Source organism: Kribbella sindirgiensis (genome assembly GCF_004331435.1).
Taxonomy (GTDB): domain Bacteria; phylum Actinomycetota; class Actinomycetes; order Propionibacteriales; family Kribbellaceae; genus Kribbella; species Kribbella sindirgiensis.
Window position 1 is genome coordinate 267588 of record NZ_SJKA01000007.1, and the last position, 24185, is coordinate 291772.

Below are 24185 nucleotides of genomic sequence, written 5' to 3' on the forward strand. Positions count from 1 at the left end.
GGCCGGGAGTTACAGCCCCATGACCCGCCGCGCCGGAGGCGTGGCATATGCACTGTCATGTGTCCAGGATCTGGCCCGGGGGCTGGGTGGGGCGATAGCCTATCGAGCTGTGAACCTTCGATATCCTGCTGAGTCGCCGCATCCGGTGGTTCGCCGGCTGGCGACCGGTGAGTTCGACGAAGGCCCTGAGTACGCGACGTATCGGCGGCGTGGGACGACCGACTGGCTGCTCGTCCAGACCCTCGACGGCCAGGGACGATTCGGTCAGGTCGCGGCCGCGCCGGGCAGCGTCACCCTGGTCCACCCGCGCACCCTGCACGACTACGCCACGGTCGGCGGCCGCTGGCATTTCCTCTACGCCCACCTGCACCCGAAGCCCGACTGGCTGCCGCTGCTCGACTGGCCGGAAGTTGCTCCCGGCATCGTTCAGCTGCATCCGGCCGCGCCGACCTTCGAGCGGATCGCCGAGCACCTGCGCGACGCCGTACGGCATCAGCACAGCGTCCTGCCGCAGGCCGAGCAGCTCAGCGCCAACTCGCTGGAGGCGGCGCTGCTGTGGTGCGACACCCAGAACCCGAAGGCTGTGCAGATCGACGACCGGCTGCTGCGCGCGATCGAGCTGATCGACCAGGACCTGACGGCGAGCCTCGACGTACCGCGGCTGGCGCGGGCCGTGAACCTGTCGGTCTCGCGCTTCGCGCACCTGTTCCGCGAGCAGCTCGGCGTCAGCCCGCAGCAGTTTGTCGAACGCCGCCGGCTGGATGCCGCGGCGCGGCTCCTGGAGCTCACGAGCCGGCCGGTCGCGTCGGTCGCGGCCCAGGTCGGGTACGCGGACCCGCTCTACTTCGCGACCCGCTTCCGTCTGCACACCGGATCAAGCCCCACCCTGTACCGCAAGAGGTCTTAGAGTGCTGCCCATGAGAACGCGCGCTGTGGTGGGGCTGGCGGTACTGGCGATGGTGGGGCTCGGGGCGTGTGCGCCGGAGGAGAGCTCGTCCGGGGCCTCGACGCCGTCGGGTGCGGATGCCTGTGCGAAGGACAAGCTGGCGGTGAAGACGGCCGGCACGCTGACGGTCGGCACCGACAAGCCGGCGTACGAACCGTGGTTCAGCGGCGACGACCCGAGCAACGGCAAGGGGTACGAGTCGGCGGTCACCTACGCGGTGGCGAAGAAGCTCGGGTTCGAGCAGGCGAACGTGAAGTGGCAGACGGTCCAGTTCAACACCGCGTTCGCGCCCGGGCCGAAGGCGTTCGACCTGGACGTGAACCAGGTGTCGATCTCCGAGGACCGCCGCAAGGCCGTCGACTTCTCCTCCGGGTACTACGAGGTCCGGCAGACCGTGATCACCACCGCGGGCAGCAAGATCGCCGAGGCCAAGTCCGTCGCCGATCTCGTCGACGCGAAGCTCGGGGCCCAGGTCGGTACGACGAGCTACACGGCGCTGCGTGATGTCGTGAAGCCCAAGCCGAAGCCGGCCGTGTTCGACACCAACGACCTGGCGGTGCAGGCGCTGAAGAACAAGCAGATCGACGGCATCGTGGTGGACCTGCCGACCGCGTTCTACATGACTGCGGCGCAGCTCGACAACGGCAAGATCGTCGGCCAGTTGCCGGCCGGCGGGCAGGCGGAGCAGTTCGGGTTCGTCCTCGAGAAGAACTCGAAGCTGACCGGTTGCGTCACGCAGGCGGTCGACGCGCTCAAGGCCGACGGCACGCTGGCGAACCTGCAGAAGCAGTACCTGACCGAGTCAGGCGCGCCCGAGCTCTCGTGAGCACCACCTGGCAACCGTCGGAGCTGCAGCGCGAGCGGATCGCCTACCGGCGCAGGCGGGCGCGCCGGTCGACGGTGATCGCGCTGGTCAGCTCGGTGGTCCTGCTCGCACTGGTTGTCGTGGGCATCGGTTCCACACCGGGCTGGCCGCGGGTCCGGGCGACCTTCTTCGACGTCCACCGTGGCTGGGAGGCGTTGCCGGTCGTTGCCGAGGGCCTCTGGCTGAACGTCCGCGTGATGCTTGTCTGCGCGGTGCTGATCGTGGTGTTCGGGCTGACGCTGGCGATCCTGCGGACGTTGCGGGGCCCGATCTTCTTTCCGCTGCGCGTGTTCGCAGCCGCCTACACGGACGTGTTCCGCGGTCTCCCGTTGCTGCTGGTGATCTTCCTGCTCGGCTTCGGGGTACCGGCTCTGCAGCTGCGCGGGTTGCCGAACCAGGCGGTGATCTGGGGCGGCGCGGCTCTCGTCCTGACCTATTCGTCGTACGTCGCAGAGGTGTTCCGGGCCGGGATCGAGTCGGTGCATCCGTCGCAGCGGGCGGCCGCGCGGTCGCTCGGGCTGACGTACCGGCAGACGTTGCGCTTCGTGGTCCTTCCGCAAGCGGTACGGCGGGTGCTGCCGCCGCTGCTGAACGACTTCGTGAGTCTGCAGAAGGACTCCGGGCTGATCGCGGTACTCGGCGTCATCGACGCGATCAGGGCCGCGCAACTGGAGACGGCCGAGGACTTCAACTTCACGCCGTACGTCGTCGCCGGGCTGCTGTTCGTCGCGCTGACGATCCCGCTGACCCGGCTGACCGATTACGTCGCGCGACGGCAAGGCTGGTACGGCGGGGGAGGCGGGCCGGTATGAGCTTGCTGTCGTTACGCGGGGTACGCAAGCAGTACGGCGAGAACGTCGTACTGGACGGGTTCGACCTGGAGGTCGACGCGGGGGAGTGCGTCGTACTGATCGGGGCGTCGGGGTCCGGGAAGTCGACGCTGCTGCGCTGCGTGAACCTGCTGGAGACGGTCGACGACGGCGTGATCGAGCTGGCCGGCGCGGACATCACGGATCCGCGGGCCGACGCGGACAAGGTGCGGTCCGGGATCGGGATCGTGTTCCAGGCGTACAACCTGTTCCCGCATCTGACCGTGCTCGACAACATCACGCTGGCGCCGATCCGTGTGCACCGGGTGCCGCGGGCCACAGCTCGTACCCGGGCGATGGAGATGCTGGAACGCGTCGGCCTGGCGGACAAGGCGTCGGCCAAGCCCGACGAGCTGTCCGGCGGTCAGCAGCAGCGCGCCGCGATCGCGCGCGCGATGGTGAACTCGCCCCAGCTGATGCTGCTCGACGAGGTCACGTCGGCGCTCGACCCCGAACTCGTCGGCGAGGTCCTGGACCTGCTCCGCGAGCTGAAGGCCGAGGGGATGACGATGCTCGTCTGCACCCACGAGATGGCCTTCGCCCGCGACGTCGCCGACCAGGTCTGCTTCCTGCACCACGGCCGGCCGCTCGAGATCGGCCCGCCCGCCCAGGTCCTGGACAACCCCCGCGAGGCTCGCACCCAGGAGTTCCTGCGGCGGGTCAGCGGGACGACAGGTAGGTGAGCACCGCCATCACGCGGCGGTTGTCGTCCTCGGACGGGGGCAGGTCGAGCTTCGAGAAGATGTTGTTCGTGTGCTTGCTGACGGCCTTCTCGGTGACGAACAGGGCCGCGGCGATCGCGGCGTTCGAGCGGCCTTCGGCCATCAGGCCGAGCACCTCGGACTCGCGCGGCGTGAGCCGGCCGATCGGTTCGTCGCGGGTGTTCCGGGCCAGCAGCTGACCGATCACGTCCGGGTCCATCGCGGTCCCGCCGGCGGCCACCCGCCGTACCGAGTCGAGGAACTCGGCCACGTTGGAGACCCGATCCTTCAGCAGGTAGCCGACCGCGCCGCCACCACCGGTGAGCAGCTCCCGGGCGTACAGCTGCTCGACGTACTGCGAGAGCACCAGGATCGGCAGCCCCGGGACCTGGCGGCGGGCCTCGATCGCGGCCTTCAGACCCTCGTCGGTGAAGGTCGGTGGCAGCCGTACGTCGACCACCGCGACGTCGGGCCGGTGCTCCACCAGCGCAGGCACCAGCCGCGGCCCGTTGTCGACCGCCTCGACGACCTCGAAGTCGTGCGCCTCCAGCAGGCGGATCAGGCCGTCCCGGAGGAGGGCGTGGTCTTCAGCGATGAGGACTCGCAAGGCAGCTCCATGATCACGGTGGTCGGCCCGGCGCTCGGGCTCGCCACGGTCAACGTACCGTCGAAGGCGGCCAGCCGCCGCTCGATACCGTACAGACCGCCGCCGGGCCTGATCACGGCACCTCCGACACCGTCGTCGCCGACGATCATGTGCAGTTTCTCGTCCTCGTGGGTGATCTGGATCCAGGCGGTGGTCGCGGCCGAGTACTTCACCGCGTTCGCGAGGCATTCGGCCACCGCGAAGTACGCCGCGGACTCGACCGGCGCGGGCGGCCGGCCAGGGACGTCGTACGTCACGTCGACCTTGAACGGGCAGGACATCGCAAGCGCCCTGACCGCGCCGTCCAGACCGCGGTCGGCGAGCACCGGCGGGTGGATCCCGCGGACCAGGTCGCGCAGCTCGGACAACGCCGTACTCGCGGACTCGCGGGCCTCGGTCAGCAGGGCAGCAGCCTGGGCCGGGTCGCGCGCCACCATCTCCTCGGCCATGCCGAGGTTCATGCTGAGCGCCGCCAGCCGGGCCTGGGCGCCGTCGTGCAGGTCGCGCTCGATCCGGCGCAGCTCGGCCGCCTGGGTGTCGACGGTCTCTGCCCGGGACTCGGCCAGCTCGCGGACCCGCATCGCCAGCTTGGCGCTCTCGGTCGGGCCGAGCAGCGAGCGGGCCACGAACGCGTTGGCCTTCAGCAACCGCTCGCCGGCGGCCTGCCAGATCAGGAACGCGATCAGCGCCACCGGCATCACCAGGAAGCTGGTCCAGAAGTTCACCGTGAACAGCCCGCCGAACGGCTCGGTGAAGACACCTTCCGGCGTGACGCCGACAAGCAGCGGGTAGACCAGGTAGAAGAGCCCGGCGAGGAACAGCACGGCGCTCAGCAGGCACAGTGTGAACCCGATCACGGCGTTCACCAGCAGCCAGACGATGTCCCGCCAGGTCTGCGGATCGGTCAGGATCGTCCGCAGCCGCATCAGCATGCCGGGCATCGGCGGCTTCTTGTAGGGCCGCGGGATCCGCTCGCCGAGGAAGCCGGCCAGCATCGTGCGGTGGCAGTTCGCGAACCAGCGGGCGGCCGGCACGACCACGAGCAGGAGCGGGATCCCGACCCACACCGCGATCAGCGGGACGGACACCACGCTGAGCACGAACAGCGCGATCCCCAGCTCGGCCAGGATCGCGAGGAACAAGGCAATCCACGGCTGCGCGAGCCGCGGGTACCGCATCGGCGGCGCTTCAGTCGTGGCAACAGTGCTCATGCCTCCATCATGACCGAGCGTGAGACCTCGGGCAGTGGGGTTACCTCCACTGTCGGCTGGGACCTGACTCCACAGCAGATTTGGGTAGTAACTCTCATGTTTTCGGAGGTTAGTGCGATGAGGCTTGATGCCGTACGCTGGCCGCGGCTGTACGCCTAGGCCTTCCCCCGCTACCGAGACGAGGACCTGATGGCACAGCCTGTCGCGTCACCTGCTGCTACCCGCCGTTCCGATTTCTCCCCGCTGTTACGGGAGATCAAGGCTGCCGGCCTGCTGGAACGCCGTACCGCGGCTTACGTGATGGCGATCGGTATCAACGCAGTGCTGCTCGGTCTCACTTGGGCGGGCCTCGCCGTGATCGGCAGCTCGTGGTGGGCGTTGTTCCTCGCGCTCCCGATGGGGATCCTGACCACCCGCGCGGCGTTCTTCGGGCACGACGCCGGGCACCAGCAGATCGCCAGCTCGCGCAAGCTGCACGACTGGATCGGGATGCTGCACGGCAACCTCCTGCTGGGGATGAGCTACGGCTGGTGGAACGACAAGCACAACCGGCACCACGCCAACCCGAACCACACCGACAAGGACCCGGACGTCGGCGAGGGCGTACTGGTCTGGACCCTTGAGCAGGCCGAAGGCCGCAAGGGTCTCGAAGGCTGGCTGACCCGCAACCAGGCCCGGATCTTCTTCCCGCTGCTGACCCTGGAGGGCTTCAACCTCAAGGTGTCGAGCATCCGCTTCCTGCTCGAACGCCGGCGGACGGAGAAGGTGGAGATCGGCCTGATGGCCGCGCACCTGGTGCTGTACTTCAGCGCGCTGTTCCTGATCCTGTCGCCGGGGCAGGCGATCGTGTTCGCGCTCGTCCACCACATGATCTTCGGGCTGCACCTCGGCAGCGTGTTCGCGCCGAACCACAAGGGCATGGAGATGCCCGACGACGACTGCAACTGGGGCCACCTGGAGAAGCAGGTGCTCACGTCCCGCAACGTCAACGGCGGCCTGGTCACCGACTGGATGATGGGCGGGCTCAACTACCAGATCGAGCACCACCTCTTCCCGAGCATGCCGCGCGCCAACCTCCGGTTCGCCCAGCCGATCGTGCGCGAGTACTGCGAGAGCATCGGAATGCCCTACGTTTCAACGAGTCTGATCGAGTCGTACCGGATGGGCCTGCGCCACATGCACGAGGTCGGCGAGGAACTCCGGGCCGGGTGACCTACGTCATACGGCTAGCCTTGAAGCGCTATGTCGCGCAGAAGGCCTTCCAAGTGGCAGCGGCCGGTCAGTGATCGGCCGCTGCTCGGTGGTACCCAGAGCCGGGAGGCGAAGGCCGACGGTGAGTGGAACGTCCGGCGGGTGTCCGGGTCCGCGTCCGCGAAGTCGTACCGCTGCCCGGGCTGCGACCAGCAGATCCTGCCGGCCACGCCGCATGTCGTGGTCTGGCCGGACAACCCCAGCTTGCTCGGTGCTTTGAGCGGCGCGCAGTCACTCGACGAGCGGCGGCATTGGCACACGGCGTGCTGGCAGCGCAGTCGGTGAAAGGTTGTCGGGCATGAAGCTTCCGGTCACGGCGTACGGCGAATCCGGTACGCCGGTCGTGGTGATGCACGGGTTGTTCGGCTCCGGCCGGAACTGGATGACCGCCGCGCGCCGGCTCGCGGACCGGCACCGGGTGTTCGCGTTCGACCTGCGCAACCACGGCACGTCGCCGCACGTCGCGACGATGAGCTACCCGGAGATGGCCGACGACGTCCGCGAGACGATCGAGTCGCTCGGCGTCGGGCCGGTCGCGCTCGTCGGGCACTCGATGGGCGGCAAGACCGCGATGCTCACCGCGCTGCAGCACCCCGCGGTGGTCGAGCGGCTCGTCGTCGTGGACGCGGCGCCGGTCGCGTACCCGCCGGCGTTCGTCGAGTACGCCCGGGCGATGCGGAACGCCGACCTGTCCTCGATCACCCGGCGCGCGGACGTCGACGCCCAACTCGTCGACGCCGTACCGACGCCCGGGACCCGCGCTTTCCTGCTGCAGAACCTGATCCTCGACTCCGACGGTGCCCGCTGGCGGCCGAACCTGCCGGTGATCGAGGCCGCACTGCCCGCGATCTCCGGCTGGCCGGCGGTCGAGGGGTTGCGGTACGACGGGCCGACGCTGTTCATCTACGGCGGCAAGTCGGACTACGTCCAGCAGGACCACCGCGCGACCATCGCGACGTACTTCCCACACGTGACGTACGCCGAGGTCCCGGAAGCCGGTCACTGGGTCCACGCCGAACGCCTCGACGACTTCCTGGCAGCCCTCACCCCGTTCCTCGGTTAAAACGGCTGTAAGTAATCCATTGACCTCAACCTGAATCCATCGGTAAGTTTTCAACCCAGTTCCTGCAGGATCCACGATCTGGGTTGGTGGTAGCGATGGTGGTCCGGACCGGCGCGCAGCGTCTGGCCGAGGACCCGGGGTTGGTGCCGGACGGGCGCCTGGGACTGATCACGAACTTCACCGGCGTGCTGCCGGACCTCACGCCGACCTCGGTCGCGTTGCGTGCGGCCGGACTGCCGCTGGCGGCGTTGTTCGGTCCCGAGCACGGCCTCCGCGGTACGGCGCAAGCGGGTGCGAGCGAAGGCGAAGGCGTCGACCCGGACACCGGGCTGCCGGTGTTCGACACGTACCGGCGGCAGGGGCGCGAGCTCGACGACCTGTTCTCCGGTGTCGACGTGCTGCTGTTCGACATCCAGGACATCGGGACGCGGTTCTACACCTACGTCTGGACGATGTACGACTGCCAGCAGGCGGCGGCCCGGCTTGGTCTGCCATTTGTGGTGCTGGACCGGCCGAACCCGCTCGGCGGTGTCCGGGTCGAGGGGCCGCTGCTGCAGCCCGGGTTCGAGAGCTTCGTCGGCCGGGCGCCGATCCCGCTCCGGCACGGGCTGACGGTCGGCGAGCTCGCTCTTCAGTTGGGTGCGGCAACGGTCGTCTCGCTCGAGGGCTGGGCACGGGACAGCTGCGCTGTCGAGCCGTGGGTGCCGCCGTCACCGAACATGCCGACGCCGGAGACGGCTTTGGTATACCCCGGGACCGGCCTGTTCGAGGGCACGAACCTCAGCGAGGGCCGCGGTACGACGCGACCGTTCGAGACGATCGGGGCGCCGTACGTCGACGACCGGCTGGTGCCGGCGTTGCGGGCGTGCGAGCTGCCTGGGGTGATGTTCCGGCGAACGTGGTTCGAGCCGGTGTTCCACAAGTACGCGGGCCAGGCGTTGTCCGGCGTACAGCTGCATGTTGTGGACCGGGAGACGTTCGAGCCGGTGCGGACCGCGCTGGTGATGCTGCGGGTGCTGAACGAGCTCTATCCCGACGACTTCGGCCTGCTGCCGTCGCTCGACAAGCTATGGGGCTCGGACTCGCTCCGGAAAGCGCTGGAGTCCGGCGACGACCCCGTCGACCTCTTGCCCGAAGCAACCACACCGTCCGCCTGGGTACACGACGACGTACTGCTCTACGAAGGGACAGTCCGATGATCCGCTCGTTCCGGGTGGGTGACGGTGCGGCGATTGCTGCCGCTTGGACGGCGGCCGCGCCGGGTGATCCGATCTCCTACCAGCGGTTCCGGGACCTGTTCCTGCTCGACCGGAACTTCGACGCGGCCGGTCTGCAGGTAGCCGTGATCAATGATCAGATCGTCGGCGCCGCCTACGCCGTCCGCCGAATGATCGCCGTCGACGCCGACGACCTGGAGCCCGCCTCCGGCTGGATCCCGTTCTTCTTCGTCCACCCGGAGCACCGCGGTCGCGGTCTCGGGCGCGAGTTGTTGTCCACGGCAATGGACTGGCTCCGCTCCCACGGACGGTCCGAGGTCTACTTCTCGTCGTACACCCCGAACTACTTCCTCCCCGGTCTCGACACGGCCCGCTACCCCGCCGCGGCCCGCCTGCTCGCCGGCCTCGGCTTCCAGCGCGGGTACGACGCGGTCGCGATGGGCCGCGGTCTGGTCGGGTATGCCATTCCGGACGAGGTCCGCCAGCGGATCGACGCGCTGACGGCCGAGGGCTACAGCTTTGGTACACCATCCGGCGACGAGCTGACCGCGCTGATCGACATCGCCGGCCACGAGTTCAACCCGGACTGGGCGCGCGCGATCCGCGAAGGCGTCGTGTCCGGTCTGCCCCTCGACCGCATCGTGGTGGCACGCAATCCCGGCGGGGCGATCCTCGGCTGGGCGATGCACGGGACCTACGAGGCGGTGATCGACCGCTTCGGGCCGTTCGGCGTCCTGCCGGCCTCCCGCGGCACCGGACTCGGGAAGGTGCTGCTGCACCTGACCCTCGAGCGGATGGTCGCCGCCGGCGCGCACAGCGCCTGGTTCCTGTGGACCGGCGAGAAATCCGCCGCCGGGCAGCTGTACCTGAAGACAGGTTTCGACATCACCCGCACGTTCACCATCCTCCGGGCGCCCCTGCACCCGGACGGCGGAATGGAGTGACATGAGCATCGCCAAGGGTTTGCGGCTTGCTGTTGTCCTGGGGCTCCTCGCTACGGGCGCTGCCTGTGGTGGCGGCAGCGGCTCGGGCAGTGGCGACGACAAGGTCGAGCTGACGCTGCTGAGCCACTACAGCGACGGCCCCTCCAAGGAGGGGCTGGACAAGATGATCCAGCAGTGGAACAAGGAGAACCCGAAGGTCCAGGTGAAGGCGCAGGTGGTCAAGTTCGACGACCTGCTCACCACGATGACGGTTCGGCAGACCGGCGGCCGTGGCGCCGACATCGTCAGCGCGTACGGCCTGTGGGGCGGCCAGTTGATGAAGGCGAACGTCGTGGCCAAGGTGCCCGACGACATCGCGACGAAGATCAAGGCGGAGTACAGCCCGGCCGCGCTCGGCGCGGTCACCACCGGCGACACCCTGCTCGGGTACCCGACCGAGCTGAACACCTATGTGCTCTTCTACAACAAGAAGATCCTCGCCGCGGCCGGTGTCGAGAAGCCGCCGACCACCTGGGCCGAGCTCGCCGACGCCGCGAAGAAGACGGTGAAGCGGGATGCCAAGGGCAACATCCAGGTCGAAGGGCTCAGCCTGATCCAGGACGGCGACAACAAGTCCGTGCACCCGTTCCTGTCGCTGCTCGACGCGGCCGGCGGGAAGTTCCTCGGTCCGGACGGGACGGCGCAGTTCGACAACGCCGAGGGCAAGGCGGCGCTGAAGTTCGAGGCCGACCTCGCGGCGGCGAAGGCCACCAACCCGTCGATCATGCCGACCAAGCAGTTCCGCAGCGGCGGTGTCGCGATGGCGATCCAGGCCGGCTGGTGGATCGGCAGCCTGAAGACGCAGATGAAGGACAAGTACGCCTCCGACGTCGGCGTCACCGCGATCCCCGGACCGACCGCGGGCAGCAAGGGCTCGCTGGCGTACGGGTTCTTCATGGGTGTGAACCAGCGCAGCAAGCACGCCGACGAGGCCTGGAAGTTCCTCACCTGGATGAACGAGCACAAGGCTGCAGATGGCCAGGTGACCGAGACCGGCAAGTGGCTGGCCGACCAGGGTCTGATCCCGCCGCGGACCGCTGACCAGGCGGCGTACAAGAAGTCGTTGTCCGACCCGAACCTGGCGCCGATCTACGACGCGGCGACGTACGCGATGGCCGAACCCAACCAGCCGGGGGCGTACGAGGCGAAGACCGCGCTGCACAACGCGATCATGGGTGTGCTTGCCGACGGCAAGAACCCGGACGACGCGCTGGCGCAGGCCGCCAAGGCGGTCAAGCCGCAATGACGGCCGCGGTCAGCCCGGCCGGCGCCTTGGCGGCGCCGGCCCGGCGGCTCGGCAGGCTGCAGCGTGAGGGGCGGGCCGCGTACCTGTTCCTCGCGCCGGCGCTGCTGTTCTTCTGCGTGTTCCTGATCCTGCCGTTCCTGTTCGCGATCGTGCTCGCGTTCTCCGACTGGGGCGGCTTCGATCTCGGCACCCTGAAGTGGGCCGGTACGGCGAACTTCGGCGACGTCCTGAGCTTCGACGGGACGTTCGTGAAACCGATCCTGGTGAACACGCTGCTGTTCGCCTTCGGGTCGGTGTTCCTGGCCACGTTCGGGTCGGTGCTGGTTGCCTACTGCATCGATCGGCTGGCGTTCCAGGGGTTCTGGCGGGTGCTGTACTTCCTGCCCGTGGTCGCGACGGTCGTGGCCATCGGCAACGTGTGGAAGATGATGTACCAGCCGGCCGGGCTGATCAACGGCGTCCTGAACAAGCTCGGCGTGAACAGCATCGGGTTCCTGTCCGATGCGTCGTACGCGCTGCCGTCGGTGACCGTCGTCCAGGCCTGGGCCTCGATCGGCGGCGCCGTCCTGATCCTGACCGCCGGGCTGAAGGCGATCCCGGAGATGTACTACGAAGCGGCCGAGGTGGACGGGGCTTCGACCTGGCACATGTTCTGGTCGATCACGTTGCCGTTGCTGCGGCCGGCGCTGCTGTTCGTGCTGATCACGCAGTTCATCGGCGGGTTGCAGTCGTTCGCGCTGATCATCGTGATGACGGGTGACGGCGGACCGGTGAACGCGACCAACGTGGCGGCGTTCGAGATGTACCAGCGGGCCTTCAAGTACGGCGCCTGGGGGACGGCGAGCGCGATGGCGATGGTGCTGTTCGTGATCATCCTGGCGATCACCCTGCTGCAGTTGTGGGTCGCCCGGCGGCGCGGGGAGGAGACCTCGTGAGGCGGCGGCACGGCAAGTTCCCGTGGTTCGCGTACCTGGTCGTGATCCTCGGCGGGGTCGCGATGGTGATGCCGTTCCTGGACATGGTGATGAGCTCGTTCAAGGGCGCCGGCGAGTACGGCGTGATCCCGTACAAGCTGTTGCCGGAGTCGTTCAACCTGGACAACTATCGGGAGGCGTTCTCGCAGCTGGAGCTGCCGCGGTTGTTCCGGAACAGCGTGATCGTCACCGTCAGCGTGACGGTGTCGGTGCTGATCACGTCGGCGCTGGCCGGGTACGCACTGGCCAAGCTGCGGTTCCGCGGCCGGGCCGTGATCTTCCGGTTCATCCTCGCGACGATGATGCTGCCGCCGTTCCTGCTGCTGATCCCGACGTTCCTGATCATGCTCAACTGGCCGCTGGCCGGTGGCAACGACTTCCTCGGGCGTGGCGGCGACGGCGGGCTGACGACCAGCCTGCTCGCGCTGATCCTGCCGTTCACGGTCTCCGGTTTCGGGATCTTCCTGATGCGGCAGTTCATGATCTCGCTGCCGGACGAGATGCTCGAGGCGGCCAAGATCGACGGCGCGAACCAGTGGCAGATCTGGCGGCTGATCGTGCTGCCGCAGACCAAGCCGGTGGCGATCACGCTCGGGCTGATCACGTTCATCGGCACCTGGAACGAGTACATCTGGACGCTGCTGATCTCGTCGTCCGACCCGTCGCTACAGACGTTGCCGGTCGGGATCCAGTTGCTGCAGAGCTTCCTCGATCCGGACCGCACCATGCCGATCGTGATGGCCGGCCTGGTGATCAGCACGTTGCCGGTGCTGGTCGTGTTCCTGGTGTTCCAGAAGTACTACGTGCGTGGCGTCGTACTCAGCGGCTTGAAGTGAGGAGACTCTTGTGACCAGATCAGTGCTCGCCATCGGGGCGCACATCGGCGACATGGACCTGACCGCCGGGCCGACACTGGCCAAACTCGTCCTGGAGGGCGCGGCGGCGACGATCGTCGCGCTGACGCCGGGGGAGCGCGGTCACCCGCGGCTGACGCCGACCGAGTACAAGAAGCAGAAGATCGCCGAGGGTACGGCGTTCGCGGAGGCGATCGGCGCGGACTTCACGGTCCTCGACCACAGCGACGGCTTCCTCCCGTCCACGGACGACGTCGCGCTGCAACTGGCCCAGATCATCCGCGAGAAGCAGCCCGACACGATCATCACGCACTGGAAACACTCCATCCACCGCGACCACGAACACACCGCGGTGCTGGCGGAACGTGCCCGGTTCCTCGCCGGCCTGCCCATCGACCCCGCGGACGATTTCGCCGCGATCACGCCGTACGCCGCTTTGGCCGAGAAGCTCGCCGCTCTGCCGCGGCACGGAGTGCGTTCCTTCCTGCATGCGGAGAACTGGGAGGACATGGAGGGCTTCACGCCTTCGCTGTACGTCCCGATCTCCGACGAGGCGTTCTACCGGTGGGTGTCCGCGATCCGGCACCAGGCGTTCGCGCGTGGCGAGACCTACGGCTTCCGCTACATCGACTACTACACCGCCCTCATGACCACCCGAGGCTGCCTAGCCGGCTACCCCCGGGCCTGCGCCTTCCACACCAACCAAACCCCCGAAGTCACCAAACTCGCCGGACCATAGGTGAGTTGTCGGCGTTTGGTCGTACGGTCGGTGATGGCTCTGTCGGCGGATGGTGGGAGTAGGCGTGGCTGAGGTTCAGTTGGTTGTTCAGAGTGACGACTTCGGGATGTGTCATGCGGTCAACGTGGGGACGGTGCAGGCGTTCCGCGAGGGGATCGTGACGCAGGTGTCGACGATGGCCGCTTGCCCGTGGTTCACCGAGGCGGCAGCGCTCGCGCGGGAGTTCGCGATCCCGGTGGGAGTGCACCAGACGCTGACGTGCGAGTGGGACTTCCTGCGGTGGCGCCCGTTGACGGACGGTCCGTCGTTGGTGGGGGAGGACGGGACGTTCCGGCGTACGGTCGAGGAGGCTGCGGCGGGCGTGACGCATGCGGACGCGGTGCGGGAGTTGTCGGCGCAGGCGGCGAAGTTCGCGGCCGAGGGGTTGACGCTCGAGTACCTCGACTTCCACATGGGGTCGTCCGTGCCGTCGGCGTACGACGAAGTGTCCGCGGCGCTCGGGAAGCCGTTCATCTACGGGCCTGACGTGGCGAAACGGTTCGCGTCGATCGAGGTCCTGAGCGACCGGGACGCCGACGACAAGAAGCCCTGGCTGCTCGACTACCTGGACAAACTGACCCCCGGCGTCCACCTCCTCGTCACCCACTGCGCGGCCGCCGAACCGGAACTGGCCGCCCTCCACCGCCCCGGCACCTACACCTACCGCTGGGCCGAGGAGTACCGCCTGTCCGACCAGGCAATGGTCACCGACCCGGAGATCCGCCAAGCCATCGAAGACCACAACATCGAACTCACCACGGTCGGAGCCGCCTTCTGACCTACGGGCCGTTGCTGCGCAGTGCGCCGGGTGGTGAGCCTGTGGCGGCTTTGATGTGCCGGGTGAGGTGGCTGACCGAGTGGTAGCCGGTCAGGTCGGCCACCGCTTGGAGTGGCAGGGTCGAGTTGCGGATGTGGGCCAGCGCGTGGCGCAGGCGTACTGCTTGAAGCGCGGCCCGCGGGCTGGTGTTGCGGAGTCGGGTGAATGCGGCTCGGAGGCCTGACTGCGAGACGCCGAGGTCGGCTGCGACGTGCGCGATGCGGAGACCGGCCGCGAAGCGCTCCTCGAAGAGCTGCTCTGCTTGGGCGACGAGTTGTTCAGCGGGTGTTCTCGGCGGGGTCGCAGCGGCGCGGCGGAGGCGGAGGTCGAGTTCGGCGAGCAGGAGCGCGCGGAGCTCGTCGCTTTCGGTCTCGCGGACCAGGGCGTCGAACACCCGGCGCAGGGTGTGATCGGTGTCGTCGTAGCACAGTCGCGGCCACGGGTGGGTGGTTGCGGCGTCGACCTGGAGGAAGCGGTTCGCGTACCCGGTGCGGCTCTGCTCGGCATGCCACGTGTGCGGTGGCGTGAGCAGTACGGTCCCGGGCGTGGCGTCGTACGTCGTGTCTCCGACGGGACAGGTGATCCGGCCGCGAACGTAGTACACGAGCTCCCACGACGTGTGCGCGTGGGACGGGTAGTCCTTGCCGGGCGCGGCCGTGTGTACGCCGGCGCCCAGCAGCCGTGGCGATTTGTGCATAAGCCCTGTCGCCTCCTGCATTGTTTCTCAGGTACGTCGCAACGATGCTGGCATCGATTCGTGCATCTTGTGAAGGAGCACCGCGATGGATATGGCTACCGCGCTACGCGATCTCGGCGTCACCGACGACGTACTCACGCAGGATGAGAAGGACCAGCTGGACCGGGACGGATTCCTTCCGCTGGAAGGGATTCTGGCCGCGGAGGAGGTGTCCGCGATCAACAAGCGACTGGCCGAACTGACCGCGGCCGAGGGGGACCGAGCCGGTCTCGAGGTGCATCAGGAGCGCGGTACGGACCGGTTGGCGGATCTGGTGAACAAGGATCCGCGGTTCGAGGTGTGCTTCAGCCACCCGCGCGTACTGGCCGCGATGCGGCACGTGCTCGGCGAGTTCAAACTCTCGTCCCTCAACAGCCGCGCGGCCCTACCCGGTGAAGGGCACCAGGGCCTGCATGCGGACTTCGGACATCCCGTCCAGCCGGGCGAGTACGAGGTGTGCAACTCGATCTGGCTCCTCGACGACTTCACCCCGTCGAACGGTGCCACCCGAGTAGTCCCTGGCTCCCACCGCCGAGGCACCATGCCCGGCGACGAAATGCCCAACCCGGGCGCCGACCACCCCGACCAAATCCAACTGCTCGGCAAAGCCGGCACCGTAGTCGTCTTCAACAGCCACCTCTGGCACGGCGGCACCCAAAACCGAACCAACAAGCCCCGCCGAGCCCTCCACTCCTACTTCACCCAACGCCACCTGCCCCAGCAACTCGACCAACAGACCTACATCCGCCTGAACACCTACACCCGCCTAACCCCCGCCCAACACTTCATCCTCGACGTCACCACCTGAGAGCCGGTTGGCGGCGGGTCAGGACGGAAGGTCGACAGGGCTCTGGCGGAGTGTGAGGAGGCGGAGTGAAGACGTACGAGGTGACGGTCAGTCGGGACGATCGTTGGTGGATGGTGGCGGTTCCCGAGCTTGGTGGGGTGACGCAGGCTCGGCGGTTGGACGAGGTCGAGCGGATGGCTCGGGAGTACATCGCGGTGTCGACCGACGTACCGCTCTCGAAGGTCGCGGTCGAGGTGGCTGGTATCGAGGCCGACGGGCGGGATCTGCTCGAGGCCAAGAAACTGGTCGACGGACTGCGTCGCCGGGCGAAGGAACTTGAAGCGCTGGTCGCCGAGCTCACCCGCGAGGTTGCGTCGGCCCTGACGGACGCCAGCGTGCCGGTGCGGGACGTGAGCAGTGTGCTCGGTGTCTCGCACCAACGCGTCTCGCAGTTGGTTCAGGCGGCCGCAGGGGACGCGGGCGAACCGAAGGTGATGCGACAGGCCCGCCACGAGTTCGCCCACGACCTCGTCATCCGCCTGGACGACGGCCGCTCCCTGCAACTGATCGAGGTGACCACACCGAAGAACACCCGCCGCAAGAAACAGCAGACCGCCCCGCCGGCGACACAGCCGACGGCTGATCGTCCAGCGCGGGCGGCTGCAGGTGTGCGTCGTGCTCGGAAGGGCGGTCAGCAGCCCGTTCAGCTATGAGGCGTCGGCTTTGCGGACCCAGACTTCTCGGATGATGAGGAGGATGGCGGCGGCTGAGGGGATGGCCAGGAGGGCGCCGACGACGCCGAGGAGGGCGCCGCCGAGGAGGGCGGCGATGACGGTGACGGCGCCGGGGATGTCGACGGCTCGGCGCATGATGCGTGGTGCCACGACGTAGTTCTCGACCTGCTGGTAGATGATGCCGTAGATCAGGCAGGCGATGCCGACCCAGAGGCTGTCGGTGAAGCCGATCAGGCCGACGATCACGACGCCGATCAGGCCGCCGACCATCGGGATGAAGGCGGTGAACATCACCACGATCGCCAGCGCCACGGCGTACTCCCGCAGGCCCACGATCTCCAGGAAGATGAACATCATCACGCCGGCGGTCAGCGCCACCAGGAACTGGCCGCTGACGTAGCCGCCGACCCGGCCGAGGACCTCGTCGCCGAGGATCGAGACGCGGGTACGGCGGGTGCGGGGCACCAGGCTGTACGCCGCACGCTTCACCGTAGGGAGCGAGGCGAGGAAGTACAGCGTCAGCACCAGGATCGTGAACGTGTTGAACAGCGCGCCCGCGACCACCTTGCCGACGCCGAGGATGCCGCCGAACGCGCGTTGCGCCAGCGCGGGGTCCTGGATGTACTCCTGGGCCTTGTCGATGAAGTGGTACTTGTTGTCCAGATCGTCGACCGTCTTCGAATTCTTCAGCAGGTCGAGCCACTCGGGCGCGTTCTTGATCAGGCTGTTGATCTGGTCCGAGACGACCGGGACGATCGCGAACCCGACGCCGGCGACCGCGAGGATCATCAGCAGGAACACCACGCCGACGGACAGGCCGCGCTTCAGGCCACGGCGCATGAACCACTCGACCAGCGGGTTCAGGCCGACCGCGATGAACATCGAGACCAGCAGCAGGATCAGGACCGAGCGCGCCTGGCCGGCGGCGTTCCACAGACCCAGGGCGACCAGTACGCCGAGCGCCGCGAAGAACCCGAACGTGAACGGGTTGCCCCGGCGTAGTGGCGGACCCGGCGTACCCATCCCGACCGACGGGTGCCGCTCTTCGATCAGCAGCTCGTCCGCGAAGTTGGTATCACCGTCCGCCGCATGCGCCGCCGCCGCAGCCTTGTCCGCCGCATCATCCGCTTCCTCGGCAGCCTCATCCGCCTTGTCGGCAGACTCGTCCGCCTCGTCGGCCGAGGTGTCTGCTGCCTTGGCGGCGGATGCTGCGTCGGCTGCGGATTGTTCGCTCTTGTCGGCGGCGGCCTGGGCTTCCGCGGCGGCGGACTTCGCTTCGCGCGCGGCGGCGGCGAGGTCCTGGTCGGGGGTCGCTGTGGAGGTGTCGTCGCCGGATGGCGTCACATCTTGTCCTTCGGGGATCGCGCGCTCGAGGTGGCCGCATCGGTCTTCTCGTCGTCCGCGGGCGACTCGTCGTCGGAGGTCTTCGCCGAGCTGGAGCGCCGCGTCTGGACCCGAGTCTCCTCGCTCGCGAGGTCACTCAGCCGGAACTCGTCCACCATCGTCGAGTCCTTCGGCTCCTCGTCGCCGTCCGAGGACTTGGCGGCGTCGGTCGTGTCGGCAAGGTCGTCGTCATCGGCAAGAGCGGCGAGTTCGGCGAGGTCTGCGGCGTCGGCTTCAGGGTCGGCGGGGCCGCCGGCGCTCCTGCTGGTGCCGGCGAGGTCGCCGGCGTCCGCCGGGTCGATGCGCAGGCCGGTGTCGATCCGGGTCTCGTCGACGCGGGCGTCCCCGGCGCTGAGGCCGACGAACGGGCTGGAGCCGGTGAACGGTCCCTCGGTGTCGTACGACGACTCGGACGAGGCTCCCGCGGCCGGCGTCGCCCCCGGGAACGGGTTGTCAGCCGGCGTCGCCGCCGGGAACGGGCTCTCCTCATCCGTCGAATCTGAACCCGACCCAGCCGCTGCCGAATCAGTCGGAGCCGAGCTAGGGGCTGACGACTCGAAGGTGGTGGCTGAGGGAGGCGGGGTGGAGGGGAGCGGGGTCGAGGGCTCCGAGGCGAACGGGCTGCCGGCGCCGGTGCCGGTCGCGCCGAGCGGAGGCCGCGGGGGCTCGGCCGGCCGCGCGAACGGGTTCACGTACGGGCCCGCGGCGGTCTCGGAGTCCAGCTCCGCCGCCTGGCGGGCGATGTTGCTCGCGATCTCGTTCAGCCCGGCGATCTGGGTCAGAATGCCGTCCCGGCGCTTCGCCAGCCGCTCCGTCTCCCGCGCGACAACGGTCCGGGACCGCTCGGCTTCGTCGGCCGCGTTCGCCAGCTCGGCCTCAGCGCGGGTACGCGCGGTGGTCAGCAGCTGCTCGGCCTCCCGGCGGGCGCGCGACAGCGTCCGCTCGGCCGACTCCTCGGCCTCGGCGCGGATCTTGCGGGCCTGCTCGGTCGCTTCGGCCACCCGGCGCTCGGACGCCTCGGCGGCTTCCTTCATCTGGGTGGTCAGGCTGTCGGTGTCGGCCGCGATCTGCTGGTGCTTGTCGGCCAGCTCCTTGGCCTGCTGCTCGCGCTCGTCCGCCAGCCGCGCCCGCAGCGCCGCCGACTCGCGCTGGATCGCGGTCCGGATCTTCTCGGCCTCGTGCAGCGCGCCGTTCTTCAGCGTGCTCGCCTGCGACTCCGCGGTCAGCTGCAGCTGCTCCGCCTTCCGCCGGGCCGCCTGCAGTACCTCGGCCGCCTCGGTCTCCGCCGTACGCCGCAACTCGGCCGCGTCGCCCTCGGCGGTACGGCGCATGCTGTCCGCCTCGTTGAGCGCGACGGTCCGGATGTCCTCGGCCTCGCGGTCACCGGTCGCCCGCGCCGCCGCGGCCTCCTTGGCCGCGTTCGCGCGCAGCTCCTCGGCCTCGCGCTTGGCCTCCTCGAGCGCCTCGGACGCCTGGTCCTGGGCGAGCCGGAGGATCTGCGCGGCCCGGTCGCCGAGTCCGGCGTACGACGGGTTCGCGCTGGCCTCGAGCTGGCGCCGCGTCTCCGCGAGCTGGTGCTGCATCGGCGCGACACTCTGCTGCAGCTCGTCGGCGCGGTTGCGTGCCTGGACGAGTTGCATCTCCAGCGCGCGGACGTAGTCGTCCACGGCCTGCTTGTCGTACCCGCGGCGACTGACCGGGAAGCCCCCGGCCGCTGTCGCCGTGCGGTCGAAGAACGGCAGGCTCGACTCGTCAGGCATTCCCGAGGTTCCCTTCTGGCGGCTCACAGTGAATCCCCCACCTTAAGCCTGTCAGAACCCCACTCAAACGCCCAAACGCACGAGCTCCTGGCTGCTACGGAAGCAATCGTCAACGGTTCCGGAAGCGGTTGATGGCGTCCAGGTGTTGTTCGCGGAGGGCTGGGTTGCGGATGCCGAGGCCTTCGGTGGGGGCGAGGGTGAGGACGCCGACCTTGCCCTGGTGGAGGTTGCGGTGGACGTCGTACGCCGCCTGCGCGGTGTCCTCGAGTGGGTAGACCTTGCTGACCGTCGGGTGCACCATGCCCTTGGCGATCAGCCGGTTGGCCTCCCAGGCCTCGCGGTAGTTGGCGAAGTGCGAGCCGATGATCCGCTTCAGGTTCATCCACAGGTACCGGTTGTCGTACTCGTGCATGAACCCGGACGTCGACGCGCAGGTCACGATCGTCCCGCCCTTCCGGGCGACGAACACCGAGGCCCCGAACGTCTCCCGCCCCGGGTGCTCGAACACGATGTCGGGGTCGTCGCCGCCGGTCAGCTCCCGGATCCGCGCGCCGAACCGCTTCCACTCGCGCTGGTCCTGGGTGTGCTCGTCCTTCCAGAACTTGTACCCCTCGGCCGAGCGGTCGATGATCAGCGAGGCGCCCATCGCGCGGCAGATCTCGGCCTTCTCCGGCGACGACACCACACACACCGGGATCGCTCCGCCGTTCAGCGCGAACTGCGTCGCGTAGGAGCCCAGGCCGCCGGACGCGCCCCAGACCAGTACGACGTCGCCCTGCTTCATGTTGGCGCCGTTCGCGGACACCAGCTGCCGGTACGCCGTACTGTTCACCAACCCCGGCGAGGCCGCTTCCTCCCACGTGAGGTGGGCCGGCTTCGGCATCAGCTGGTTCGACTTCACGAGCGCGATCTCGGCGAGACCGCCGAAGTTCGTCTCGAATCCCCAGATCCGCTGCTCGGAGTCGAGCATCGTGTCGTTGTGCCCGTCCGGCGACTCCAGTTCGACCGACAGGCAGTGCGCGACCACCTCGTCGCCGGGCTTCCAGGCGTTCACGCCCGGCCCGGTCCGCAGTACGACGCCGGCCAGGTCGGAGCCGACCACGTGGTACGGCAGGTCGTGGCGGGCCGTCAGCGGCGACAGCTTCCCGTACCGCTTGAGGAACGAGAAGGTCGACACCGGCTCGAAGATCGACGTCCAGACGGTGTTGTAGTTGATCGCGCTGGCCATCACGGCGACGAGTGCCTCGCCGGGGCCGAGCTCGGGTGTCGGGACGTCGTCGAGGTGCAGACTCTTGCGCGGGTCCTTCTCCTTGCTGTCCAGCCCGTCGAACATCGCGGCCTCGTCGGCGTGGACGGTGATTCCGCGGTAGTGCTCCGGTACGTCGAGCTCTCCGACGGCGGCGTTGTCACCGGAGAGGATCGCCTCAAGGATCTGCTTCACGAAAGTACCTCCAGGAGCGGCGGTCTGAGTGAGCGGAACTTACCGCTGAGTATGCGCCCCTGGCTGTGCCCTGTAACACAGCGAGCGACGGTTGAGACGACCGTCACTTTTCCAGTCCACCGTTGTCAGTGGTCTTATCGCAGCCGGGTGTGCAGCCGTACCTGGGTGAAGTCGTCGCCGGACCGCAGCTGCGCCAGGTCGCACAGCTGATTGGCGAGCCAGACGCCCCGCCCGCCGAGCCCGTCCAGCGGCGGCAGCACCCGCCCGACGAGCAGATCGTCGATCCGCCCGCAGTCCAGGACGTCGCAGATCAGCGTGCCGTCGGCGATCCACACCGCCAGCCGCCCGCGTCCGCCGCCGAACCGGATGCTGTTCGTGCAGATCTCGTGCAACGCCAGCGACAGGTCCTCGAGCCGGTCCCTCGACACGCCGTGCGACGCCGCCTGCCCACTCAGCCACTGGCGGATCTGCCCGAGCTCGTCCGCCCCGAACTCCCACCGCTCGGCCCGGTCCGGTACGTCGTCCAGCGGGATCCGGAACTCCTTCTCCGCAAGGGCCTCTGCGCCCGAGTGCGTCGCGGTCGGGTCGATGCCGACGGACGCGTCGTACGCGCAGTGCAGCCGGAACGCCCGGTCCTGCGCGAACGCGATATCGGACAGCGCCTCGTGCAGCAGCACCTCGTCGTACGCCGCGGCGCTGCGTCCCGGGTACGCCGGCTCGCAGAGTCCGCGGACCGGTCCGGGGTGCTGCTCGATGACGCCGCGCCAGTACGGGATCAGCCGCGCCGGGTTGCCCCCGGCAACGGTCATGTCGGTGAAGCGGACCTCAGGGTGCAGCGGTCCGAGAGCGTCGCGCAGTACGGCGATCCGCTCCGGCGGCAGCACGGCCACGATGGTTTCCCCCGCCGCCAGACCCTCCCGTACGAGCGCAGCCGAGCGCTGCACGAACTCCTCGTCCGACACGTGGACAAAGGCGTCGTGCAGGAATCCGGCCGGCGCACCGTGCAAGGAGTCGGTGGCGCTGTCCTTCAGCACCCGATCAGAGTAGTCCGCCAACGAGGCCGACGAGACTCGAATAGCGTGCCGTCACCCCCAGGTCCCGTCCGGTGACCCAGCGCCTACTGCGAGGCTCGTGGCTCCACGAGTTCGACCAGGACGCCACCGGCCGACTTCGGGTGCACGAAGTTGACCCGGGAGCCGGCGGTGCCGCGTTTCGGCTCGTCGTACAGCAGGCGGGCGCCGCGCTCGCGCAGCACCTTCGAGACCGCGTCGAGATCGCGCACCCGGTACGCGAGCTGCTGGATGCCCGGGCCGCGCTGGTCGAGGAACTTCGCGATCGGGGAGGCGTCCGACAGCGGCGCCAGCAACTGGATCGAGGACCCCGAGTCGCCGACCGACAGCATCGCCTCCCGGACGCCCTGCTCCTCGTTGACCTCCTCGTGCGCCACGGTCATGCCGAACACGTCGGCGTAGTACCGGACGGCTTCGTCGAAGTCGGGCACCGCGATGCCGACGTGGTCGATCGCGTCGAACAACTGATCCATCCCGCCAGCGTGGCGCAGACCCCGCCGCGAGGCCATCGAAAGTGGCCCACGTGACAGCTCCGGACACCATCCGTGTGACCCGTCTGACGTCGTCGAGCAGCGGCGTACCAGTGCGGTCGCAGGTATCGTGACGGCATGTCTGACACGCGGAACCACAGCGTCATCGTCGCCGGTGCACGGACCCCGATCGGGCGGTTGCTGGGTGGCCTCAAGGGCTTCACCGGAGCAGAGCTCGGCGGGTTCGCGATCAAGGGCGCACTCGAGAAGGCCGGCGTCGCGCCGGACCAGGTCGAGTACGTGATCATGGGCCAGGTCCTGCAGGCCGGCGGCGGTCAGATCACCGCCCGCCAGGCCGCGGTCAAGGGCGGCGTCCCGATGGACGTGCCCGCCATCACGATCAACAAGGTCTGCTTGTCCGGGCTGAACGCGATCGCGCTCGCCGACCAGCTGATCCGCGCCGGTGAGTACGACGTCGTCGTGGCCGGCGGTATGGAGTCGATGACGAACGCGCCGCACCTGCTGCCGAAGTCCCGTGAGGGCTTCAAGTACGGCGACACCGCGCTGGTCGACTCGATGGCGTACGACGGGTTGTGGGACGCGTTCACCGACCAGGCCATGGGTGCGCTGACGGACCAGGCGAACACCGAGCGCCAGAAGCTGAGCCGCGCGGAGCAGGACGAGTTCAGCGCCCGTTCGCACCAGCGCGCCGCCGAGGCGTGGAAGAACGGCGTGTTCGCCGACGAGGTCGTCCCGGTCGAGGTGCCGCAGCGCAAGGGCGACCCGATCATCGTGGACAGCGACGAAGGTGTCCGCGGTGACACGTCGGTCGAGGTGCTGGGCAAGCTGCGGCCGGCGTTCGGCAAGGACGGCACGATCACGGCCGGGTCGGCGTCGCAGATCTCCGACGGCGGCTGTGCGGTCGTCGTGATGAGCAAGGCGAAGGCCGAGGAACTCGGGCTCAGCTGGATCGCCGAGATCGGCGCGCACGGTTCGGTCGCCGGGCCGGACTCGTCGCTGCAGAGCCAGCCGGCCAACGCGATCGTCAAGGCCTGCGGGAAGGAAGGCATCCAGCCGGCGGACCTCGACCTGATCGAGATCAACGAGGCGTTCGCGGCGGTCGGGATCGCGTCCGCGCGCGAGCTGCAGGTCGGCGACGACAAGGTGAACGTGAACGGCGGCGCGATCGCTCTCGGCCACCCGATCGGGATGTCCGGCGCCCGCCTCGTGCTGCACCTGGCCCTCGAACTCGGCCGCCGCGGCGGCGGTGTCGGCGCGGCAGCCCTGTGCGGCGGCGGCGGTCAGGGCGACGCCCTCATCGTCCGGGTTCCGAAGAGCTGATGCCGACCCCGAGCCCGCGCTCGTCCGTTGAGCGGCGGGGAG

At 68.7% G+C, this 24185-nt stretch carries 25 protein-coding genes; 17 read left to right on the forward strand and 8 right to left on the reverse strand.

Annotated elements, in window-relative coordinates; translation table 11 throughout:
• Positions 1–109: 109 nt before the first annotated feature.
• From E0H50_RS21825 to E0H50_RS21840, 4 genes are read left to right on the forward strand one after another with little or no spacing between them, the layout of a single operon-like run.
• Positions 110–907, forward strand: a complete 798-nt coding sequence (locus E0H50_RS21825) for a helix-turn-helix domain-containing protein (RefSeq protein WP_238151129.1) — start codon at positions 110–112, stop codon at positions 905–907.
• A 10-nt stretch (positions 908–917) separates the two neighbouring features.
• The gene (locus tag E0H50_RS21830; RefSeq protein ID WP_131291454.1) at positions 918–1772 is read left to right on the forward strand and encodes an ABC transporter substrate-binding protein; all 855 of its coding nucleotides are present in this window, start codon (positions 918–920) and stop codon (positions 1770–1772) included.
• The gene (locus tag E0H50_RS21835; RefSeq protein WP_131291456.1) at positions 1769–2623 is read left to right on the forward strand and encodes an amino acid ABC transporter permease; all 855 of its coding nucleotides are present in this window, start codon (positions 1769–1771) and stop codon (positions 2621–2623) included. Before E0H50_RS21830 ends, E0H50_RS21835 begins: the two co-directional genes overlap by 4 nt.
• Complete coding sequence (locus tag E0H50_RS21840) at positions 2620–3363, forward strand: amino acid ABC transporter ATP-binding protein (RefSeq protein ID WP_131291458.1); 744 nt, start codon at positions 2620–2622, stop codon at positions 3361–3363. The genes E0H50_RS21835 and E0H50_RS21840 overlap by 4 nt, the downstream gene beginning before the upstream one ends.
• Here E0H50_RS21840 and E0H50_RS21845 read toward each other — a convergent pair.
• Together E0H50_RS21845 and E0H50_RS21850 are read right to left on the reverse strand one after the other, a co-directional pair.
• On the reverse strand, positions 3341–3988 hold the full coding sequence (locus E0H50_RS21845) for a response regulator (RefSeq protein WP_131291460.1): 648 nt from the start codon (positions 3986–3988) through the stop codon (positions 3341–3343). The two genes, E0H50_RS21840 and E0H50_RS21845, sit on opposite strands and share 23 nt — an antisense overlap.
• Positions 3940–5238 carry a sensor histidine kinase gene (locus tag E0H50_RS21850; protein ID WP_131291462.1) on the reverse strand — a complete coding sequence of 433 codons (1299 nt, stop codon included), beginning with the start codon at positions 5236–5238 and terminating at the stop codon, positions 3940–3942. The genes E0H50_RS21845 and E0H50_RS21850 overlap by 49 nt, the downstream gene beginning before the upstream one ends.
• A 189-nt stretch (positions 5239–5427) precedes the next feature.
• Here E0H50_RS21850 and E0H50_RS21855 point away from each other — a divergent pair, with 189 nt between their 5' ends.
• The 10 genes from E0H50_RS21855 to E0H50_RS21900 all read left to right on the forward strand — a co-directional run bounded on the left by E0H50_RS21855 (position 5428) and on the right by E0H50_RS21900 (position 14382).
• A complete protein-coding gene (locus E0H50_RS21855; protein ID WP_131291464.1) occupies positions 5428–6450 on the forward strand; it encodes a fatty acid desaturase family protein in 1023 nt (340 codons plus the stop codon).
• 30 nt (positions 6451–6480) lie between these two features.
• Complete coding sequence (locus E0H50_RS21860; protein WP_131291466.1) at positions 6481–6774, forward strand: hypothetical protein; 294 nt, start codon at positions 6481–6483, stop codon at positions 6772–6774.
• Positions 6775–6787: 13 nt separating this feature from the next.
• On the forward strand, positions 6788–7552 hold the full coding sequence (locus tag E0H50_RS21865) for an alpha/beta fold hydrolase (RefSeq protein ID WP_131291468.1): 765 nt from the start codon (positions 6788–6790) through the stop codon (positions 7550–7552).
• 95 nt (positions 7553–7647) lie between these two features.
• The gene (locus tag E0H50_RS21870) at positions 7648–8751 is read left to right on the forward strand and encodes an exo-beta-N-acetylmuramidase NamZ family protein (protein ID WP_131291470.1); all 1104 of its coding nucleotides are present in this window, start codon (positions 7648–7650) and stop codon (positions 8749–8751) included.
• Positions 8748–9713, forward strand: coding sequence for a GNAT family N-acetyltransferase (locus E0H50_RS21875; RefSeq protein ID WP_202868264.1), 966 nt, complete (start codon positions 8748–8750; stop codon positions 9711–9713). The genes E0H50_RS21870 and E0H50_RS21875 overlap by 4 nt, the downstream gene beginning before the upstream one ends.
• Position 9714: 1 nt before the next feature.
• Positions 9715–10998 carry an extracellular solute-binding protein gene (locus E0H50_RS21880; protein WP_238151130.1) on the forward strand — a complete coding sequence of 428 codons (1284 nt, stop codon included), beginning with the start codon at positions 9715–9717 and terminating at the stop codon, positions 10996–10998.
• Positions 10995–11933, forward strand: a complete 939-nt coding sequence (locus E0H50_RS21885; protein WP_238151131.1) for a carbohydrate ABC transporter permease — start codon at positions 10995–10997, stop codon at positions 11931–11933. The genes E0H50_RS21880 and E0H50_RS21885 overlap by 4 nt, the downstream gene beginning before the upstream one ends.
• The gene (locus E0H50_RS21890; protein ID WP_131291472.1) at positions 11930–12808 is read left to right on the forward strand and encodes a carbohydrate ABC transporter permease; all 879 of its coding nucleotides are present in this window, start codon (positions 11930–11932) and stop codon (positions 12806–12808) included. Before E0H50_RS21885 ends, E0H50_RS21890 begins: the two co-directional genes overlap by 4 nt.
• Positions 12809–12818: 10 nt before the next feature.
• On the forward strand, positions 12819–13565 hold the full coding sequence (locus tag E0H50_RS21895; protein WP_131291474.1) for a PIG-L deacetylase family protein: 747 nt from the start codon (positions 12819–12821) through the stop codon (positions 13563–13565).
• A gap of 64 nt (positions 13566–13629) precedes the next feature.
• A complete protein-coding gene (locus tag E0H50_RS21900; RefSeq protein ID WP_165547245.1) occupies positions 13630–14382 on the forward strand; it encodes a carbohydrate deacetylase in 753 nt (250 codons plus the stop codon).
• A gap of 1 nt (position 14383) precedes the next feature.
• Here the strand turns inward: E0H50_RS21900 and E0H50_RS21905 are convergent, their stop codons facing one another.
• Entirely contained in the window at positions 14384–15118 is a 735-nt protein-coding gene (locus tag E0H50_RS21905; RefSeq protein ID WP_165547246.1) for an AraC family transcriptional regulator, read from the reverse strand.
• An 85-nt stretch (positions 15119–15203) separates the two neighbouring features.
• Here E0H50_RS21905 and E0H50_RS21910 point away from each other — a divergent pair, with 85 nt between their 5' ends.
• Together E0H50_RS21910 and E0H50_RS43475 are read left to right on the forward strand one after the other, a co-directional pair.
• Positions 15204–15965 (forward strand): phytanoyl-CoA dioxygenase family protein, encoded by a 762-nt coding sequence (locus tag E0H50_RS21910; protein ID WP_131291480.1) that lies wholly within the window; start codon positions 15204–15206, stop codon positions 15963–15965.
• Positions 15966–16030: 65 nt separating this feature from the next.
• On the forward strand, positions 16031–16657 hold the full coding sequence (locus E0H50_RS43475) for a type II toxin-antitoxin system HicB family antitoxin (RefSeq protein WP_202868265.1): 627 nt from the start codon (positions 16031–16033) through the stop codon (positions 16655–16657).
• On the opposite strand, the gene E0H50_RS21920 is transcribed toward E0H50_RS43475, so the two are convergent.
• The 5 genes from E0H50_RS21920 to mce form a co-directional block, all read right to left on the reverse strand.
• Positions 16652–18022, reverse strand: coding sequence for an AI-2E family transporter (locus tag E0H50_RS21920; RefSeq protein WP_131291482.1), 1371 nt, complete (start codon positions 18020–18022; stop codon positions 16652–16654). The two genes, E0H50_RS43475 and E0H50_RS21920, sit on opposite strands and share 6 nt — an antisense overlap.
• Entirely contained in the window at positions 18019–19821 is a 1803-nt protein-coding gene (locus E0H50_RS21925) for a coiled-coil domain-containing protein (protein ID WP_238151132.1), read from the reverse strand. Before E0H50_RS21925 ends, E0H50_RS21920 begins: the two co-directional genes overlap by 4 nt.
• A 109-nt stretch (positions 19822–19930) precedes the next feature.
• Positions 19931–21262: a crotonyl-CoA carboxylase/reductase gene (ccrA, locus tag E0H50_RS21930; RefSeq protein WP_131291484.1), complete on the reverse strand. Its 1332-nt coding sequence runs from the start codon at positions 21260–21262 to the stop codon at positions 19931–19933.
• Between the two features lie 134 nt (positions 21263–21396).
• Positions 21397–22296, reverse strand: coding sequence for a sensor histidine kinase (locus E0H50_RS21935; RefSeq protein ID WP_131291486.1), 900 nt, complete (start codon positions 22294–22296; stop codon positions 21397–21399).
• 83 nt (positions 22297–22379) lie between these two features.
• Positions 22380–22805 (reverse strand): methylmalonyl-CoA epimerase, encoded by a 426-nt coding sequence (gene mce / locus E0H50_RS21940; protein WP_131291488.1) that lies wholly within the window; start codon positions 22803–22805, stop codon positions 22380–22382.
• 135 nt (positions 22806–22940) lie between these two features.
• Between mce and E0H50_RS21945 the strand changes: the two genes are divergently transcribed.
• Positions 22941–24143, forward strand: a complete 1203-nt coding sequence (locus E0H50_RS21945; RefSeq protein WP_131291490.1) for an acetyl-CoA C-acetyltransferase — start codon at positions 22941–22943, stop codon at positions 24141–24143.
• Positions 24144–24185 lie beyond the last annotated feature (42 nt).